The organism is Ekhidna sp., assembly GCF_039940915.1.
In the GTDB taxonomy this organism is placed as follows: domain Bacteria; phylum Bacteroidota; class Bacteroidia; order Cytophagales; family Cyclobacteriaceae; genus Ekhidna.
The window spans coordinates 828,582-846,680 of sequence record NZ_JBDVFO010000001.1; the positions used below are offsets into that span (position 1 = coordinate 828,582).

The 18,099-nt window shown below is 41.6% G+C and carries 17 protein-coding genes; 5 read left to right on the top strand and 12 right to left on the bottom strand.

Features of this window, described 5'->3' with window-relative positions; all coding sequences use genetic code 11:
- From ABJF57_RS03785 to polA, 3 genes are read right to left on the bottom strand one after another with little or no spacing between them, the layout of a single operon-like run.
- Positions 1–951, bottom strand: coding sequence for a threonine ammonia-lyase (locus ABJF57_RS03785; RefSeq protein WP_462231076.1), 951 nt, complete (start codon positions 949–951; stop codon positions 1–3).
- Positions 941–1,588 (bottom strand): alpha/beta hydrolase, encoded by a 648-nt coding sequence (locus ABJF57_RS03790; RefSeq protein ID WP_462231074.1) that lies wholly within the window; start codon positions 1,586–1,588, stop codon positions 941–943. The genes ABJF57_RS03785 and ABJF57_RS03790 overlap by 11 nt, the downstream gene beginning before the upstream one ends.
- A 2-nt stretch (positions 1,589–1,590) precedes the next feature.
- Entirely contained in the window at positions 1,591–4,350 is a 2,760-nt protein-coding gene (polA, locus tag ABJF57_RS03795) for a DNA polymerase I (RefSeq protein ID WP_462231072.1), read from the bottom strand.
- Positions 4,351–4,454: 104 nt separating this feature from the next.
- On the opposite strand from polA, the gene ABJF57_RS03800 reads away from it, so the two are divergent.
- Both ABJF57_RS03800 and ABJF57_RS03805 read left to right on the top strand, forming a co-directional pair.
- Positions 4,455–4,994 (top strand): TetR/AcrR family transcriptional regulator, encoded by a 540-nt coding sequence (locus ABJF57_RS03800; RefSeq protein ID WP_462231070.1) that lies wholly within the window; start codon positions 4,455–4,457, stop codon positions 4,992–4,994.
- 2 nt (positions 4,995–4,996) lie between these two features.
- Complete coding sequence (locus ABJF57_RS03805; RefSeq protein ID WP_462231068.1) at positions 4,997–5,431, top strand: GNAT family N-acetyltransferase; 435 nt, start codon at positions 4,997–4,999, stop codon at positions 5,429–5,431.
- Between the two features lie 6 nt (positions 5,432–5,437).
- On the opposite strand, the gene ABJF57_RS03810 is transcribed toward ABJF57_RS03805, so the two are convergent.
- The 4 genes from ABJF57_RS03810 to ABJF57_RS03825 form a co-directional block, all read right to left on the bottom strand.
- The gene (locus tag ABJF57_RS03810; RefSeq protein ID WP_462231066.1) at positions 5,438–6,544 is read right to left on the bottom strand and encodes a DUF2911 domain-containing protein; all 1,107 of its coding nucleotides are present in this window, start codon (positions 6,542–6,544) and stop codon (positions 5,438–5,440) included.
- A 246-nt stretch (positions 6,545–6,790) separates the two neighbouring features.
- Positions 6,791–7,639 carry a TolB family protein gene (locus ABJF57_RS03815; protein ID WP_462231064.1) on the bottom strand — a complete coding sequence of 283 codons (849 nt, stop codon included), beginning with the start codon at positions 7,637–7,639 and terminating at the stop codon, positions 6,791–6,793.
- Positions 7,640–7,659: 20 nt separating this feature from the next.
- Positions 7,660–8,175, bottom strand: coding sequence for a hypothetical protein (locus ABJF57_RS03820; RefSeq protein ID WP_462231062.1), 516 nt, complete (start codon positions 8,173–8,175; stop codon positions 7,660–7,662).
- 10 nt (positions 8,176–8,185) lie between these two features.
- Positions 8,186–9,424, bottom strand: coding sequence for a hypothetical protein (locus ABJF57_RS03825; RefSeq protein WP_462231060.1), 1,239 nt, complete (start codon positions 9,422–9,424; stop codon positions 8,186–8,188).
- A gap of 107 nt (positions 9,425–9,531) precedes the next feature.
- Between ABJF57_RS03825 and ABJF57_RS03830 the strand changes: the two genes are divergently transcribed.
- Positions 9,532–10,641, top strand: coding sequence for a hypothetical protein (locus tag ABJF57_RS03830; RefSeq protein WP_462231058.1), 1,110 nt, complete (start codon positions 9,532–9,534; stop codon positions 10,639–10,641).
- Positions 10,642–10,695: 54 nt separating this feature from the next.
- On the opposite strand, the gene ABJF57_RS03835 is transcribed toward ABJF57_RS03830, so the two are convergent.
- Together ABJF57_RS03835 and ABJF57_RS03840 are read right to left on the bottom strand one after the other, a co-directional pair.
- Positions 10,696–13,371, bottom strand: a complete 2,676-nt coding sequence (locus ABJF57_RS03835; protein ID WP_462231056.1) for an ABC transporter permease — start codon at positions 13,369–13,371, stop codon at positions 10,696–10,698.
- Between the two features lies 1 nt (position 13,372).
- Positions 13,373–13,705 carry a PadR family transcriptional regulator gene (locus tag ABJF57_RS03840; protein WP_462231054.1) on the bottom strand — a complete coding sequence of 111 codons (333 nt, stop codon included), beginning with the start codon at positions 13,703–13,705 and terminating at the stop codon, positions 13,373–13,375.
- A 348-nt stretch (positions 13,706–14,053) separates the two neighbouring features.
- Between ABJF57_RS03840 and ABJF57_RS03845 the strand changes: the two genes are divergently transcribed.
- Both ABJF57_RS03845 and ABJF57_RS03850 read left to right on the top strand, forming a co-directional pair.
- The gene (locus tag ABJF57_RS03845) at positions 14,054–14,758 is read left to right on the top strand and encodes a DUF6090 family protein (protein WP_462231052.1); all 705 of its coding nucleotides are present in this window, start codon (positions 14,054–14,056) and stop codon (positions 14,756–14,758) included.
- A 152-nt stretch (positions 14,759–14,910) separates the two neighbouring features.
- Entirely contained in the window at positions 14,911–15,216 is a 306-nt protein-coding gene (locus ABJF57_RS03850) for an NIPSNAP family protein (protein ID WP_462231050.1), read from the top strand.
- A 3-nt stretch (positions 15,217–15,219) separates the two neighbouring features.
- Here ABJF57_RS03850 and ABJF57_RS03855 read toward each other — a convergent pair whose 3' ends face one another.
- The 3 genes from ABJF57_RS03855 to ispF form a co-directional block, all read right to left on the bottom strand.
- Complete coding sequence (locus tag ABJF57_RS03855) at positions 15,220–16,866, bottom strand: AMP-binding protein (RefSeq protein ID WP_462231048.1); 1,647 nt, start codon at positions 16,864–16,866, stop codon at positions 15,220–15,222.
- Between the two features lie 76 nt (positions 16,867–16,942).
- The gene (mnmC2, locus tag ABJF57_RS03860) at positions 16,943–17,608 is read right to left on the bottom strand and encodes a tRNA (5-methylaminomethyl-2-thiouridine)(34)-methyltransferase MnmC2 (RefSeq protein WP_462231046.1); all 666 of its coding nucleotides are present in this window, start codon (positions 17,606–17,608) and stop codon (positions 16,943–16,945) included.
- On the bottom strand, positions 17,608–18,096 hold the full coding sequence (ispF, locus tag ABJF57_RS03865; protein WP_462231044.1) for a 2-C-methyl-D-erythritol 2,4-cyclodiphosphate synthase: 489 nt from the start codon (positions 18,094–18,096) through the stop codon (positions 17,608–17,610). Before ispF ends, mnmC2 begins: the two co-directional genes overlap by 1 nt.
- Positions 18,097–18,099 lie beyond the last annotated feature (3 nt).

Genomic DNA, 18,099 nt, shown 5'->3' on the forward strand with positions numbered 1-18,099 from the left:
TTAAAATGGTAGTTTGGTCAGGTCGACGTTCCCTCCTGTAAGAATTACACCTACTCTTTTGTCTTTAAAGGTGTCCTTATTCTTCAATATGGCGGCAAATGGCACGGCGCATGAAGGCTCAATGACTATTTTCATGCGCTCCCAAATGAGCTTCATGGCATCTATGATTTCTTTTTCTGAAACTGTAAATACTTCTTTCACATGTTCTTTCAGTATCTCAAAGTTCCTTACACCAACGGTCGTCTTCAGCCCATCTGCGATGGTCTCTGCCGTTTTATTCGGAATGATTTTACCTGCTTTCAAAGACTGATAGGTATCATCAACAGCTTCAGGTTCTCCCAAGTATACTTCCATGTTTGGGTCAAGGTGATGGGCAATGAGCGCTGTGCCTGCTGCCAGCCCACCTCCTCCTACCGGCGAAATGATGCAATCCAGATCATCAACTTCCTCCACCAGCTCCTTAGCGGCGGTAGCTTGTCCTGCAATGATGTTGTAGTCATCAAAGGGATGAACCAAAATGGCTCCTGTTTTCTTCACAATGTCTGCGCATGTCTGCGTCCTGGAGGCATCATTTGGTTCGCAAAAAACAACTTCAGCATTGTACCCCTTTACCGCATCTACTTTGACTTGGGAAGCATTCTTTGGCATAACCACGTATGCCTTAGCACCGGCAAGCTTTGCAGCTAAGGCTACGGCCTGACCGTGGTTGCCGGAAGAGTGACACGCAAATCCATTGACCCGATCTTCGGGACGATAACTAAAAATGGCATTGGCTGCACCTCGCATCTTAAATGCTCCAACTTTTTGAAAGTTTTCACACTTAAAAAAAATGTGACACCCTGCAATCTCATCAATGTTTTTTGAGGTCATCACCGGCGTCTGAATGATGTATTGAGAGATGCGCTGATGTGACCGCTTGATGTCTGAAAAGGAGGGTGTTTTAGTTAGCATGTGGTAAATCTCTCAATTTTTCATTTATTATCTGGCTGATCTCATCGGCTTTGTCAACAATCATAAAATGACCTCCAGAATCAATTACTGTGGTATTTGAAGAATCTTTTGGTGGAAGTAATTTATCGTCCAACCCACCAACCTTAAGAACATAAGGTATTTTAAAATTGCTTTCCCATACCAACAATCTTGATAATGCCCATTTTGTGAACTTAGGATCAGAATCAAATAGAATATCATCCAACAGCTTAGTATTGATGGATCCAAACAAAAAATGCGCTACTCTTTTAGGAATTCTAAAAAATTTTGATGGAAGTAATTTGATAATTTTAATTCTTCCAATGATCCTGTAGAGAACTGGTAATTCCTTACTTTTTTCAACAGTTGAAATGAGTATTGTAATTTCCGGCATTAGAAATTTACAAATCTCCACACAAATAAGGCCGCCAAAACTGACGCCAATTAATCCAAACGGTTCGCTCGTGTCAATTATTTGTGCCATTCTTTTGGCATATGAATCTATACCTTCACTTCTATCAGGTTGGAGCCATTTGATAGGAACAATCTCTGCTTTAAGTGATAAATATTGGAAGACTCTTTCATCAGCTCCTAACCCGCTAATAGCATATAAGTTCATTTCTAATGTGCTTGTAGCCAGTTTTCTCCTGCACCCATCCCAATTTCCATTGGCACCTCCAGGGGATGTGCGTTCTTCATAAATTCTTCTACCTTTTTCATCAAAAGCTCTTGCTCATCTTTGTGCATGTCAAATACCAATTCATCATGTACCTGCATGATCATCTTTGACTCTAATTTTTCTTCTTGCATCCATCGGTGAATATCGATCATCGCAATCTTGATGATGTCTGCAGCACTTCCCTGGATGGGGGCATTGATGGCATTTCGTTCGTCAAAGCCTCGCATAGTGAAGTTCTTGGAATTGATGTTTCTCAGGTAGCGCCTGCGTCCCAGGATCGTTTCCACATATTCGTCCTTCTTAGCTTTCTCAATGGTCGCGTCCATGTAGCTTTTGACATTGGGGAATTCTTTGAAATATGAATCAATGATCTCCTGTGCTTCACCTCGAGCAATGTTCAGGTTCTGTGACAAACCATATGCTGAGATGCCATAAATGATTCCAAAGTTTACTTCTTTGGCTTTTCGCCTCATGTTTGGCTCTACATTATCTACATCTACTCCAAATACTTTTGCTGCCGTAGTGGCATGAATATCCCTTCCATCTTTGAACGCTTGCATCATGCTTACATCTTTTGAGAAGGCAGCCATGATTCTTAATTCTATCTGTGAATAATCAGCCGCCATGAGCAGGTGATTATCGTCTTTGGCCACAAATGCCTTTCTGATCTCACGTCCCTTTTCTGTTCGGATCGGTATGTTTTGCAAGTTGGGATTGTTCGAGCTTAATCGTCCGGTAGCAGCTACGGTCTGCCTGTAATCCGTATGGATGCGATGGTCTGTTTCGCTGATCAGTTTTGGAAGCGCATCTACATACGTGGATTTCAGCTTTTGGTACTCACGAAACTCTAAAATTTGAGCGGCAATGGTGTGTTCATCGGCCAGTTTGGAAAGAATGTCTTCCCCTGTAGCATATTGACCTGTCTTGGTTTTCTTAGGTTTTTCAACCAGCTTAAGTCTTTCAAAAAGAATTTCTCCGAGCTGCTTCGGTGACCCAATGTTGAACTCTACGCCAGCTGTGTCAAAGATTTCTTTTTGAACTCTGCGCGTTTCTTCATCTAGCTCCTTCGACATTTTTTCCAAGGTTGCAGTATCTACTTTCACTCCCTGGTATTCCATGTCTGCCAGCACGAAAGACAAGGGCTCTTCTACGTCGTGCAAGAGCTTTTCAAGCTTGTGCTCCACAATGTCTTTTTCCAACAATTCCTTAAGCTGCAGGGTAATGTCCGCATCCTCACATGCATAGTCTTTCACCTTCTCTACGTCAACCTGATCGATGGTTTTTTGATTTTTCCCTTTGGGTCCAACGATGCTTTCAAATGAGACGGTCTTGTAATTGAGGAACTTATCTGCCAGCCAATCCATACTGTTGTTTGACTCAGAATCCAGAAGGAAATGTGCCAGCATGGTATCAAATATGGAGCCCTTCACATGCACGTTGTAGTTTCGCATGATCTGAATGTCATACTTCAGGTTCTGCCCAATTTTCTGGATTTGCTCGTTTTCTAAAACATCTTTGAAAGCGTCTGCAATTGCTTGAGCATTTTCAAAGCATGGCACATACCAGGCTTCTCCTTTTTCTATCGCAAAGGCAATACCCACCAACCTGGCCTCTCTGGTTTCCAGACTGGTAGTTTCGGTATCAAAACAGAATGAATTTTGTCCGCTAAGCTTTTCCACTAGTGAGGCAATGGCCTCTGCTCCCTGAACCAAATGGTAGGTGTGCTTGGCGGTAGTGATTGACTCTTTTTCATCTACCGGCTCAGGCGCTGCTTCTCCACCGTCAAACAACCCGAGCTGCTGCGTAGCTCCTTTTTTAATGTCATTCTCTTCTTGAAAAACTCTTCTGGCAATCGTCTTGAACTCTAACTCGTCAAAGATTGGTTTCAAAATTTCCGCATTCGGGTCTCCGTACTTTAAAGCATCTTCATCGAAATCGATCGGTGAGTCTATTTTAATTGTCGCCAGGTCCTTGGACATGACGCCTTGCTGTCCATGCTCTTGCACTCGTTTTTGCAAGGCTCCCTTTAGCTCATCTACGTGATCAATGATCCCTTGTACTGAGCCGTACTCCTTCAAGAGTTTGGAGGCTGTTTTATCCCCAATGCCTGGGATTCCTGGAATATTATCTACTGCGTCACCCTTCAATCCAAGTACATCGCGCACCTGATCCACTTTGTCAATATCAAACTTAGCAAGCACTTCTGGTATGCCCATGATGTCGACACCATTCCCCATACGTCTCGGTTTGAACAGTGAAATATTTTCATCCACCAGCTGTGCAAAATCCTTGTCTGGGGTCATCATGTACACCTTGAATCCCTCTGCTCCTGCTTTCTTTGCGATGGTGCCAATCAGATCATCCGCTTCATAACCATCTTTCATGAGGATGGGGATATTGAAGCCTTCTACAATCTTCAGGCAGTAGGGAATTGCGACTTTAATTTCCTCCGGTTGCTCCTGCCGAGTTGCCTTGTATTCTTTGTAAGATTCGTGACGAAATGTGGGAGCATGCGTATCAAAGGCTACGCCAATATGCGACGGCTTTTCTTTTGTAATAATCTCAAGGAGCGAATTGGTAAACCCGAGGATTGCACCGGTATTGATGCCATTGGTGGTGAGTCTTGGATTTTGGCTCATGGCAAAGTGCGCACGGTAAATCAGCGCAAATGCATCGAGCAGGAAGAGTTTCTTTTCAGACATGGGGTAAATTTAGTGATTGGTGGATTAGTGGATTGGGTAATGTTTGAATATAAAACCCGGCGGCTAAATAAAAACAATTAACTTACAGACCGAACAGTCGGTTTATGAACAAAAAGCAACAAGTAATCAATGCTGCCACCACACTTTTTAGTGAAAAAGGATTTGAAAAAACCTCTATGAGTGAGATCTGTAGTGCTGCAAATGTTTCCAAAGGATTGGTATACCATCATTTTCAATCAAAGAATGAGATTTTGGAGAAAATCTTTAGTGACACTACTGAACAAATGAAGAATATCAGTTCAGCTTCGGGTGATGGGAGTCCCCTTAACCAACTACTGAAAATCATTGAAAATTTCTTTGCCCAACTAGAAAAAGATGTAGTGACTTTAAGGCTTAATCTGAATGCTATGTTTCAGCCTTCAACGAGGGAGTTTCTGCAAACCCATATCAACGAGCGTTCTTCCATTCTTTTTGAGTCTGTAAAGAAGATCTTTGATCAAATCGACTTACCTAGAAGTAGCACCTTAAGTTTCATGTTTATCGCAGAATTAGATGGGATAGCTCTCAGCTATTTGTCTGTTTTTGATGACTATCCTCTTCAAGATATCAAGGAACAACTATTATCGAAATATCAAAATCTTTAAGTATGATCAGAAAATATGACGAAAACGAGATACCTGCACTTCTAGCCATTTGGGAAGAAGCTGCTGCAATTGCTCACCCATTCTTAAGTAATGAGTTTCACACCATGGTGAAAGAAATGATGTCGGAAAAATACCTGCCTGATTCAGACACTTGGGTGTATGAAGAGTCTGGAAAAGTAGTTGGTTTCATATCAATGATTGGAAACGAAATTGGCGGCCTATTCATAGATCCAAAATCCCAATCAAAAGGAATTGGAACCTCACTTGTTAATCATATAGCACAATTTCATTCAGAAATAGAGGTTGAAGTATTTCAAGAAAATAGAATCGGAAGGCCTTTTTATGAAAAATCTGGTTTCAAGTTTCTGAAAGAATATTTCATGGATGGGGCAGACCAGATTGTGATGAGGATGAAAAAGGTAATTCCTAATAGTTGAGTGATGTTACCGTCTCTCCAAAACCAGCTTATTTTGCAGGTATAAATACCTCGCATAGTTTGCCCAGTTGCTCTCTTGCTCTACAGTCATATCATACGCTTTTTTGAAGTGTTCGGTAGCTTTTTCCTGATTGCCTTCCTTGAGGTAATACTCTCCAAAAGCAAAATGATTTTGAAAATTATCAGGCTGCGCTTTTACCTGTTTTTTGAGGATTTTGAAGGCTCCTTCTTTGTCTCCCTTTTCCGCATATGTGTTCAGGGCGTAGTAGTAAATATTGAATCCACTCGCATTTGCTAGTGCTTCTTTCATCATTTTGTCAGCCTCCTTTTTCTTGCCTTCCGCTAAAAGCATTTCAGACTTGAGCACTTTATAATTGAATGAGTATGCATCTCTCAAATATTCGTTTTCGATGGCTGGTAACTTCGCAAAGGATTGCTCCAGGTATTCCATCGCCTCAACTTTATTTCCAGCATCTTTTTCAAGTGTGCGGATGAATAGTTCTTGATAGTCTGCGGTACCTTTATCTTCTTTCTTTTGAAGGTCTGCCAAGACATTATCTAATGCGTTAGTTTTCACTTGGAAACTGACAGATGTTTGTTCCCATCTCAGCAGTACATCAACCGTTTCGGTGCCTGGGTTTGCAAATTCGTAGCTCAGCCATTCCTGAAAGGGAGCACGTTGTACTTTGACGGGTACCCGCAGCACATCATTCGCCTTATCATAGTTAAAAGCTCCCCAACTTTTACCCGAAGAAAAGATAAGGGTCCACTCTTTTTCCGAAACAAGCACTAAAAATCCATAAGTACCTGAATCGAGTTTTTGACCTTCAATTTCTACCTGTCTACTAAACTCAATTGTTGTGCGTTGATTAGATCCCGCTCTCCATGGGTATTCTACTCCCTCTACCACAAAATCAAATGGAACGATTCCTCCGAAAATTTTTCTTCCGTTGACCGACGGACTGTGATACTTTATGGTAATGTCACAATTTCCAATGTTGGCAGTGGTGCTCCTGGACTGGCTTACGAGTGTCTTCCCACCCACATCCTGAGAAAACACAACGGATGATACGGTCAGGAGTATTGCAGATAATAAGATTGAATAGTACTTCATTAGATTGAGTTTTTATTTTCTTCAATCTACGTTCTTCCACTGCTCGAAAAAGCGTTATTCGAATTCAAGCTCATTCAATGTCATTCATTTAAAAGAATTGGATTTTAAGCCAAACTATTGGGGTTGCTCGCAAATTCCTGATTGTCCAATAGGAATCCCAAATCCCAATGAATCCACATTTTCAATCACTCTTCTTTCGACGTAAAGGATTGGTTATTATCCACAGCAATTACCCTAAACCTAGACTCAATCAGGGTATGAAGCCTGTTTTCTAAGATTTTTAATATTTAAATCTTTCAATGGAATGAAAAACATATTTTCAATTCGTCTATTTTCTAGAACCTCAGTCCTTGAAAAAAGAAATCGTTTGTTCTTCAAGTCAATGCTTGGACAAAACTCATTTAGGCTGCTATTGACGGGTTTGCCAAGGTTTATTGGATTGCTCCATTTATTACGTTTTTTGAAACTGATGAATAGGTCAACTCCTTGTGTATTGTCTGTCTTTGATGTAAAAATCACAAACTTTTCTTGAGGATGAATATACGGGTTTGATTCACTATTATCTGTATTGAAACTTAGTGGAATAGCTTTCAAATATTTTGTGCCATCCCATTGACTCATGTAAATATCATTGCTGTTGTTTCTCCTCGTGAAATAGACATTTCCATTTTTAGACATCGTTGCATAAAATTCATGTGCTTCGGTATTTACTGAAGCGGATAAATCGCGCAAGTCTCCCAAACCTGATTTTGTTCTCTCCATTACATACACATCATAGCCATTCTCTTCTTCTTTTATCATATTGATCAGAATTAGTCGCCCATCTGGAGAATAAGAAGGATCAATTTGGTTTATACCGTCAATGGAAAATGAGGCTTTTTTTGGGTCGCTCCAATCATCCCCTTCTTTTACAGACTGAAAGATTTGAAGCGAATCTCTTCCTCCATACGCCCTTACAAATAGCATTTCTTCCCCATCTGGAGAAATAGACATGCCGAATACTTCATCATTCGAGATGTTTTTCTCAAAAACTTGTACCTGACTAAAACATATAAACCTTCCAAATAGGGTCGCTAAAAAGAGTATTTTATTCAAATCCGTGCTGCGTTTAAAGTTCACTTAGACGTAGATACGTATCTTATCGGAATAGGATATTTCTCACTTTCCATCATCCAAAACATGGATAGAATCCAATAGCGATCACCATCGAAGAAATACTGATAACTTGTAAGGCCACGTCCTTCTGCCGTCTTGTCTTCCATCCAAAATTTATACGTACTGATGGATTGTGTAATGGAACCGTATGACTCATTCGATACATATAGTTCTTCTTCAAAGAAGCCTTTCTTATCGAGATAGTCCAGTTTTCCAATGTAGCCTTCGATATCCATTGGCATGAGCAAGTTTTTTTGTTGTTCTGCAGACCAGTAGCTGTAGGTAAGTGTTGCTTGTGGGTGAAATAGATTTCTCAACCTATCAAAGTCACGGGTTTCCCCAATGGGTCCGGATACAATTTCATAGTAGGCTTTTCCAATGCTCTGAATTGACTTTACATCTTCATCATAGTTCTTCTGCTGAGCAGTTGCCGACAAGAATAGCAGCAATAAAAGTGTAGCAAGTGTCTGTCTCATTTGAGTGTATTTATGGAGCAAGGAGCTCGATTCGATTATTATTTAGGTCTGTTATTTCATGATCCAGTACTTCGCCAAGCCCTTTAAACTTAAACCTCAGCCCCACAAGCTTTCCCATCGTGTCATTGTAGGTTTCGCTGTATACCTCCTTGCTGTTAATGCTAACTGTAAGCCTTTTATTCTCTACTTTGATGGCTAGGTCCACCGGGTCTGTGAAATCGGCACTCAGGGCAGAAAGATCATTCTTTTTCCCTCTTAAGTAGACATCATTGAGCATGAGGTTATTGTCAGAGGCACAACCAATTTTTGAAAACGGAATAATCATCGCACCAGAAGTTCCAATGAAATAAATGCGAACCAACTGGCAGACAGCCCATCGGTCACCAAACGTGTTTTGAATCGTACATGAAAAGTTGAAGTTGTCACCAGAGATATCCCCAAAGTCATCAATCAGATGAAACGACGACTCAATCGGATCATCCGAATTTTCCACTTCGCTTATAATTTCTTGCGGAAAAGCTATTGCCGATGGCCCACTCAGCAGTGGCTCAAAGTACTTGGGCACAGGATCATATTCTACCAATCCCAGCCATCCATTGCTCTTCAAGAAGAGATCGTGAGATAGCGCTAGTTGTCCATCAGCCAGAAGCTTTGCTTTGAAGTATCCCGGAAAATAATAGATGCCGGTCGCCTGTGTTTGTTCTTTTGATATATGGATTGTCTTTGTTGGGTCCCAATACTGCTGGATAGTTAAACTATCCACTCTCAGGGTACTAGGAACGGTGAAGTCAAAGACGACAGAGTTGGGATATTCGGTGCTAAGTACTCTGCTTTTAAAGGTAAATTCAGAAGCATTGATAACCACCTCTGGTCTTCTGTTGCCTATCAAACTTATCATTATCAGCGCGAGAACAAAACCTGCAGTAACATAAATGGATTTTCTTGGCTTTTTCCTGGCTTGCGGCTTTTGAGTGATACCGGCAAGCTTAAACTCTCGCCAATTCACCTTCTCAACGAATCTGGATAAAGCATCCAAGGTGGTAATGCTAGGGGTTCCTGAGTGCTTCACCACCCCAAAAAAGCGCTTAAGTGTTGGCACACTGAGCATCACCTGAGTAGATGCAAATACTTTTTCTGACAGCTCATCAAACATGGAGCTATGCCACGATGAAGCTTCTCCCCATCCAAGTTTGTTCTCAATCTCTACCTGAAGGCGATGCAGGTCTTGTTCTGAAAATTTATCTGCCATGATCAAATGTCTATAACATCTATGACCTGAACAACTCTGAATGAGTTTGAACGAAGATGACGTCCAAATGGATGGGTCAAGCTGCCCGAACCTCGTAAGGTTGTAACATGAAAACACGAATCAATCTACTGGCATTGATGCTCTGGATGGTCTTCAATGCGCTTTCGCAAGAGTACGTACCCATTGACACTAACACATGGAAAATACAAGCACGAGCTTACATATTGGAAAAGCATCTGGGTGTGGACGCTATATATCTACAAGCAGGTGCGATGACACTAAGGAACAAAACATTCCTAAACGGCACAATCGAATTCGATATTCACCTGAAGGAAGAACCTGCATTTCCGGGGGTTTATTTTCGGGCCAATAACGAAAGCGGAGATTCTGAACAGTTTTATGTTCGCCCTCATCAATCTGGAAATCCGGATGCTAATCAGGCAGCTCCCACTACAAAAAACATATCCCCATGGCAGTTGTATTTTGGACCAAAATATTCATTTCCATATGCCTATAACTATGACACCTGGACGCACGTAAAAATTCTTGTAAATGATGATAAGGCTCAAGTTTTTCTGGATCATAGTGTCACCCCGCACCTTTCCTGGAAGCTCTTTCATGAACCGAAAGCTGGTAAGGTCATTCTTAGGGGAGGTAATACTTCCGGCTTTCACATTGCCAACATTAGGATATCGGAAGAGACACCAGTGCTCGAAAATTTCAATCCGATCGAAAAAGAGCCAATTGAAGGTTTGGTACAATCATGGGAGATTTCAGACATGTTTAGTGAGGAGATGCTAAGTGATCCCAATAACCTGGAGCCAATTATCAGAGAACGAAGATGGCAAGGAAAGATAGAGGTAGAAGAAGGAACGGCTGCCAACATCTCACGTATTCAAAATCTCCGCGATGGCACAAATGGAAATACCGTCCTGGCTAAGATCACCATCACTTCAGATAAAGACCAATTCAAGCTGTTTGAGTTCGGATACAGTGATCGGGTGGTGGCTATACTCAATGGTGAACCGATCTATTGGGGGACAAACAAATGGCGATCCAGAGATTATAGATATCTGGGCACTGTGGGGTTATTCGATGGAGTTTATCTTAATCTCAAGAAGGGGAAGAATGAGTTGATGATGGCGGTTTCAGAAGACTTTGGTGGGTGGTTGATTACCGGAAGATTCAAAGATGACAGTGGAATAAAGGTTAAATAGTTTAGCATAGGTATGAGGCTGACAAAATCATTAGAGTAAGTCAGCCTCTTTTTTCTACTCATATCTCAATGCTTTCACCGGGTTCGTCTTGGCAATTGAGAGCGTTTTATTTCCAATGGCTACCAGGGCAATGAGCACCACCAGAACTCCAGAAGCAATAAACACCGAAATACCTATGCTGATGCGGCTGGTGAAATTATCCAGCCATCCGTCCATCAGCAGATAGACTAAAGGCCACGAAATGACATTGGCGATTACTACCAGAATTAAAAACTCCTTTGACAGAATCATCACTATTTGAGAGACATCTGCCCCTAACACTTTTCTAATACCTATTTCTTTGGTTCGTTGCAGCGCCGTAAATGAGGTCAATCCGAAAAGTCCCAGGCATGCGACAATGATGGCAAAGAATGCAAATAAGGTAAACGCACGGCTGAAGTTTTGTTCGTTGGCATACTGCTTATTGTAAAACTCATCCAGGAAGAACGTATCAAAAGGATTCCCTGGAAAAAAACTGTCAAAAGTGGCCTTACTTTCCTCGTATGCTATCTGATAGTCTGTTGTTCTGAGCTTCACAGTAATGTAATTGGACGCATATTCTTCCAGAGGAAATATGAGGGGGTTGATGTTGTTTTTAACGGACTGTTGACGATAATTATCCACCACGCCTATGATCGTTCTTTTGTTTCCTCCATAAATCACTTTCTGTCCGATAGCCTCTTCTGGGGACAGAATTTTGAGTGATTCCATTGTCGCCTTGTTAATGATCAAATTGGCTGTATCTGTGGTAAAGCTTCGGTCGTAATTTCTTCCTGCCAATAGCTCTATGTCATACGTTGGGAAGTAGTCATGATCTATCCCCACGAGGTATACAACAAAGTTTTTATCCTGCGTGTCTTCTTGTTTTCTAAGCCCCCTGGTCCAAAATATTTCGTCACCAGGCACATTGGAGCTGTTGGTTACCTGTTCGATGTTCGGGTTACTTTTTAGCTCATTTTCCAGCGCCGTGAGCGTGGAACCAAAAAGTGAATCAACAGCAAAGACTTCCGGTCCACGCATCACCATCGTGTCCGTCATATCGAAACCGACATCCAGCTTTTTCATGTGGCTGAGTTGTTGGTAAACGATGATTGTACCAGCTATCAATGTAACTGAAGCCGTAAATTGAAAAATCACTAGTGCCCGTCTGAGCAATATGCCAGACCTATTGGTGGTCATCTTTCCTTTCAAGACCTGAATGGGTCGGAATGAAGAAAGGATAAACGCTGGATACAATCCGGAAAGGAAAGATCCTAAAATGTAAATACCAACGACTCCCATCCAAAATTTTGGTTGTAAGAAAAAAGCTCTGCTCAACTGAGAGTCTATCAGCTGATTAAAGAAAGGCGTAGTGATTATCACCACAATAAGAGCAAGCGCGAGTGCGATAAGGTTCAATACGAAAGATTCCGTCAAAAATTGATTCACTAGTTGCTTCTTGTAAGCACCCATCGACTTTCGAACGCCTACCTCTTTGGCTCTTTCCAGTGACTTTGCAGTGGATAAGTTGATGTAATTGATCCATGCAATGATGAGAATAAATGCAGCTATAATTCCAAGGAAAAACACCGTATCTCCGTCCCCCTGCTCCGCCGGTTCCGATTCTTGAAGCAGGTTTGAATAAAGGTGAATATCGGTGATTGGTTGCAATGGAAAGTCTGATCTGAAATCATATTTCTCAAAAACTTCTCCTCTCTCGGCATACAATACTTCCGCAAACTTCTCATCAAACACCGCAGGGTCTGTGCCTTCTTTTAGCAGGACGTAAGTGTTGAAATCATACCATCCCCAGGCCGTCTCCGAAGATGCTGTCCCATCATCATTTCTGGTCTCCTGATTCAGGGTCTCATACGAGATAAGAAAGTTGTACTTGAGGTGAGAATTTTCGGGTACATCTGCTGTCACACCGGTCACTTCCAGCGTCTTTTCAATCCAGGTGTAAAGTTGAAGCCGTTCGCCAATCACATCGGTCTTTCCAAAATACTTATTGGCAACCGATTCGGTTATTACCACCTTGTTTGGCCCTTCTAAGGCAGTTTCAGCATCTCCATGTATCAAGGGATAGTCAAAAATCTTCAAGAATGCCGGGTCAGCAATTTGAATGCGTTCCTCACGGTATTGAATATTGTCACTTTCGAATACGCCTGACATGGGATATGCTCTTGCAAAGTCTACAACTTCCGGCATATTTTCTTTCATGAAAGGCCCTACGCGTGGAACCGCCGCAGCACAGTCAATGTCTAGTTCTCCTCCTCGATAGACCATGTACTTGACACGGTAGAGGTTTTCCGCATTTGTGTGAAACTTGTCATAGCTGTATTCAAAGCTGACATACTGCGCAATGAACAGGCATGCCGCTATTCCCAGGGCTAAACCGAAAATATTAAGTGCCGAATACACGCGGTTTTTCGCCAGTGTTCGAAATGTCGTTTTTATGTAATTTTTTAACATGGGGATTGCGTTATTGTGAATGACCTTCCTTTTTCTTTTTAAATCGTAATTACGGATGGAAAGAAATGCATCTTTGAAGTAGTGGATGCGTGCTTTATATAGTCCTTTGCTTTCTACCCGATCCTGAAACATTTCTTGCAAGTCTCCAAGAATATCATCAAGCATTTCGTCATCATAAATGAATCGAAGCAGCTTTTCTGCCAGTTTTGGAGGAGCAATATGGTGTTGATCTTTAGACAACCTATATCCTGATTATGGCCAATTGAGGGATCGTCCTGTAAAAATCTTCTTTTAGCTTTTTGGCTTCTTTCAAAACTGCGAATCCCGCATTCGTTACTTGAAAGTAGCGTTTCTTCTTTCCTCCTCTTTTTTGTGTGGCTCCTCCAAATTCGGAGCTGAGGTAGCCCTTGTCTTCTAGCCTGTAGAGAGACGAATGAATCGCGCTGATATTCGTCACACGACTGGCCCTTTTTTCAAGCTCTTCTTTTACGGAAACGGCATAAGCATCCTTTTCCAATGATGCCACAGTGAGCAATATCAGCTCCTCAAATTCTCCAAGGTTATTTCCTTTCATACTTTTTCCTTTATACATGAGCGATACAGTGCTTATTATTCCTCATAAATGTAAATATTATAAATCAATAATACTTATGTTTGTAAATAAAATTGACGTAAATAACTGAAAATGAGTATTTTAAATAGTTTTTTGTTGATGTTTCTTACCATCAGTTCTATGTTTGCATCAGCTCAGGATAACCGTATACTTCAACTAGAAAGCATGATAGGCTCCTAGAATCACAAAGCGATTCAATACAGCCTTGATGGGAGCACAACTGTTGCGTTTGGCTCAATGGACTTCTGACGAAGGAATCAACTCTAGTCTAAATTTTCAGTACTTTTAGTAGATTGTATTCTTACACAAATGAAGAAACTTGTATCTACGTTTAAACAGAAATGGGCCGAATATTTTCTAGAGATTCTAGTAATCACTGTGGGTATTTTGGGCGCATTCGTACTAAACAACTGGAATGAAAACCGCATTGCAGCTAATACGCAAAAATTAACCATCGACCGGTTGATTGAAGACGTAAAAAGTGACCTAAGGCGATATGAATTCCTAAATTATCGACTGGAGGAACGTGTGATTAAATGCGACTCTGTGTTGGAATTATTCAGCGACATGCAAAAAAAGGAACATCGACTTTCGATGATCTCTGTTCATTTGATCAACTTCTTTCTGGTTGAAGCCAACTTGACGACCTATGAAGAGATGTTGAATACTGGACGCATTTACTCGATGGATGACCAGGCCCTGAGAACGCAAATAATCGACTATTATCGGGATGTGAAAAAATGGAGCACATACATCGAGAGGGACAATCAGCAGCTACGAACCATGATGGTCAATCCTGAGTACAATGATTACTGGGTTATTTCAAGTGCGCTTAGAAACGACCTGCCCATCTCTAGTGAGAAATATCCGTGGATCGTGGAAAAAAATTCGAAGAGGATAAGAGATATTGAGTCCTTAGTTCTTTCAACACGGAATTTATTTGATTCCAATCGAGACAAAATCGGTTATTTAAACCGTCAGGCAAACAACCTTTTGCAGACTTTAGAACAGTGACTGAGCAAACTACTTTCCACTACTGAATATCTTTGACGTATTGAAATGGATGAATAGCATTCATTAGTACTTCGCATCCTTTTCATTCATTTTTATTTTTTGCGCCACGCTTATTGCAGATTTTTGGCTACTATAAAAACCTCGAAGATATTATGATTACCTGCTACGTAAACTACAAAATTGATCCCGACAAGCTCGAAGAGTTTGAAACTTATGCGAAGCTGTGGATTCCTCTTGTAAACAAATTTGGGGGGACACATAACGGATATTTTCTTCCCCATGAAGGAGCTAATAACGTCGCATTAGCATTATTCAGCTTCCATTCACTGGCCGCTTATGAGGTCTACAGAAAAGAAAGCATGAAGGATGCTGACTGCATAGCAGCCTATGCGTATGCAAGAGAAACCAAATGCATTGTGAGCTACGAAAGGAACTTCATGCGACCGGTTTTATCCTAAGGATTACTCAAAAATCACTCGTTCTTCACTTTCGAACCAGATCTTATACATGTCCTGGTGAATGGCTTCAACTCTTGGCCTTCGAACTTTAAGTGATGGTGTCATGAGTCCATTGTCCACTGTCCATTGTTCTTTCATGACGACTGCTTTTGCAATCTTCTCATGACTCATGAGTGTTGGGTTTACTTCATCAATGGTTAATAAAAAGGACGCTTCCAATGCCTGCTTTTCTTTTGCATTGGCTCCTTCAGAAGGAACAATCAGCGCGATTGGTTGGGCGATTCCCATACCCACCACACATATTTGTTCAATATCTGTATTCTTGGAAAGTTGGAGCTCGATGAGGGATGGAGTCACATACTTTCCTTTATCTGTTTTGAATTGATCTTTGATTCTTCCAGTAATTGTGAGATATCCATCGTGATCATATTCACCTATGTCTCCCGTCTTTATGTAGCCATCTTTCGTAAACACTTCAGCCGTTTTTGCCGGTTCTTTGTAATATCCGACCATGAGTGCATCACTTTTCACTTGTATTTCTCCTTCGGGAGAAAGTCTTGCCGTAGCTCCGGGAAGAGCCTTCCCGACAGTTCCAAATCGATTGGATCCGATGATGCTGAAATGCGACAGGATACAGTCCTCAGTCATTCCATATCCCTGCAAAATGTTAATCCCTAGTTTGTCATACCATTCCAATAAACTAACCGCAATCGGAGCGGCACCCGTATAACATAATTTGGCTTGATTGAGCCCCAGTTTTTGGCGGATCTTCTTCTTGATAATGCCCCCAAGGAGTGGCAACGAAATGAGTGTATCAAGTTTCTTCTGTGGAAACTTTTCCAGAATTTTTTCCTGGAATTTTTGCCAGATTCTTGGAACCGCCACGAAGAACATGGGATTTACATTCGCCAGGTCTTCCGCAAACGTATCTAACGATTCCGGAAAACTTACTTGACCTCCACAGTAAAAGGAAACCATTTCTATTCCTATCCGCTCTGCAATGTGTGATAAAGGCAAGTAAGAGAAATACGTACAGTTCAAAGGCACTTGTAGGGTGGGGATGGTGAGGTTACCCATCAGGTTGAACGAGCTCACTTTGTGCATTACTCCTTTGGGATCTCCGGTTGTGCCGGAGGTATACATGAGCGTAATCAAGTCATCTGGGTTGAGTCCTGGCGAGTTGAAACTGGAATAATCTTCCTTGATTAAATCTTCCCAACTATGTGCTTCTTGCACCCCATATAGTTGCATTCCAATTCGTTTGAGGTCTTGGGGTATACCTTTCTTTTGTTTCGAAAAGTTGTCAAGTTTTCCAACAATAATTGCCTTGGACTCACTGTGTACCAAAATTTCATTGATGGATTTTTCATCAAGGGTTGGATACAGGGGGACCGAGACAAAGCCTCCCAGCATAATGGCTAAATCAGCCATAAACCAGTGTGCACAGTTCTTCGATAATAGAGCGACATGATCCCCTTGCTTGAGTCCCATTTTATAAAGAGAAGCAGCAATGGCCATCGCTTGATCGTAGGCATCCTTGCGAGAGTATGCGATGAACTTTCTATCGATTGGTTGTCGCAGAAAAATGAAATCAGGGTCTTTTTCAAGCCAATATTGATAGGCTTCTAGGGGCGTTTCGTGTGTGATCATCGAGAAAAACAGGTTAGTGAATCCTATTAAGATAGTTTATTTCCCTGATTTTAATGCCAGTCGCTTTTTTTCCGAGCTATTTAACTCCCCTTACCATTTCCTTCTTTCCCATTGCTCCTTGAAGTGTCTCCACATCAAATCCTACTTCAGTCAAATTTCGCTTAAACTGACCCTGTGCACAGTAGGTAGTCAGTACCCCTCCTTTTTCAAGCAGGTCATGGCACCTCTTCAGATTGTCAAGAGACCAGACTTCCGGTTGCTTGCTTGGAGCAAAAGCATCAAAGTAAATGATGTCAAACAATTCATCGCTTTCGTATTTTTCCAACGTTGATTGGGTCTTATACAGACTGAAATCCTGAGATAAATGGATTACCTCTTCCCAATCTGAGGCATGTATCTTCATTAGCAAATCCTTCTCCTCCTCTGACTGATAAAAGTTGAGGTGCTGATAAATCTCTCGAGCAATGGGAAAGGGCTCCAGAGAGGTAAAGTGAATTTTCTTCTTTTTGGCCGTCGCAAATTGTGCGGTGAGAAAGGCATTCAAGCCAGTCCCAAGACCTACCTCCAGAATCTTTATTGCTTCTTTCGCTGCATTTTTAGTGACCCAATGCTCCAGCCCTTCTTTGACAAACACATGCAACGATTCTCCTTTTGCCCCTCGTGTGGAGTGGTAGGTTTCGTTGAGATTTTCATCAAACAGACTGTGAGATCCGTCTTCAGTGGTTATGATCTTGATTGGCATTAGTCTTTATAAATAAGCACAGTGGCATGAGCAGCCACACCTTCTTCTTTACCAACGAAACCTAATTTTTCTGTCGTGGTAGCTTTGATTGAAATATCCTCTTCAGCAATATTCATTACCTCAGCCAGGCATTCTTTCATTGCAGGAATATGTGGATTCAGTTTGGGCATCTCCAGGCACACTGTGGAGTCTATATTTCCAACTTTGTACCCCTTTTCACTAATAATTTCCAGCACCTCCTTCAAAAGAATTTTGCTATCAATTCCCTTGTATTGTGGGTCTTTATCTGAGAAGTGATAGCCAATGTCGCGCATATTAGCTGCTCCTAATAGCGCGTCGCAAATCACATGAATGAGTACATCGGCGTCCGAATGACCATAAGCTCCATGGGTATGCGGCACTTTGATACCTCCGATCCAAAAGTCAACACCCTCGGCTAGCGCATGTACATCGTATCCGTATCCTACACGTATGTTGGGTTTACTCATGCC

Excerpts from the sequence above, each read along its gene's own strand:
- mnmC2 (WP_462231046.1), bottom strand. The coding sequence starts at position 17,608 with ATGCCAATCAAGATCATAACCACTGAAGACGGATCTCACAGTCTGTTT.
- ABJF57_RS03785 (WP_462231076.1), bottom strand. The coding sequence starts at position 951 with ATGCTAACTAAAACACCCTCCTTTTCAGACATCAAGCGGTCACATCAG.
- ispF (WP_462231044.1), bottom strand. The coding sequence starts at position 18,096 with ATGAGTAAACCCAACATACGTGTAGGATACGGATACGATGTACATGCG.
- ABJF57_RS03790 (WP_462231074.1), bottom strand. The coding sequence starts at position 1,588 with ATGAACTTATATGCTATTAGCGGGTTAGGAGCTGATGAAAGAGTCTTC.
- ABJF57_RS03805 (WP_462231068.1), top strand. The coding sequence starts at position 4,997 with ATGATCAGAAAATATGACGAAAACGAGATACCTGCACTTCTAGCCATT.
- ABJF57_RS03840 (WP_462231054.1), bottom strand. The coding sequence starts at position 13,705 with ATGAAAGGAAATAACCTTGGAGAATTTGAGGAGCTGATATTGCTCACT.
- ABJF57_RS03820 (WP_462231062.1), bottom strand. The coding sequence starts at position 8,175 with ATGAGACAGACACTTGCTACACTTTTATTGCTGCTATTCTTGTCGGCA.
- ABJF57_RS03845 (WP_462231052.1), top strand. The coding sequence starts at position 14,054 with ATGAAGAAACTTGTATCTACGTTTAAACAGAAATGGGCCGAATATTTT.
- ABJF57_RS03850 (WP_462231050.1), top strand. The coding sequence starts at position 14,911 with ATGATTACCTGCTACGTAAACTACAAAATTGATCCCGACAAGCTCGAA.
- ABJF57_RS03800 (WP_462231070.1), top strand. The coding sequence starts at position 4,455 with ATGAACAAAAAGCAACAAGTAATCAATGCTGCCACCACACTTTTTAGT.
- ABJF57_RS03810 (WP_462231066.1), bottom strand. The coding sequence starts at position 6,544 with ATGAAGTACTATTCAATCTTATTATCTGCAATACTCCTGACCGTATCA.
- ABJF57_RS03825 (WP_462231060.1), bottom strand. The coding sequence starts at position 9,424 with ATGGCAGATAAATTTTCAGAACAAGACCTGCATCGCCTTCAGGTAGAG.
- ABJF57_RS03830 (WP_462231058.1), top strand. The coding sequence starts at position 9,532 with ATGAAAACACGAATCAATCTACTGGCATTGATGCTCTGGATGGTCTTC.
- polA (WP_462231072.1), bottom strand. The coding sequence starts at position 4,350 with ATGTCTGAAAAGAAACTCTTCCTGCTCGATGCATTTGCGCTGATTTAC.
- ABJF57_RS03855 (WP_462231048.1), bottom strand. The coding sequence starts at position 16,866 with ATGATCACACACGAAACGCCCCTAGAAGCCTATCAATATTGGCTTGAA.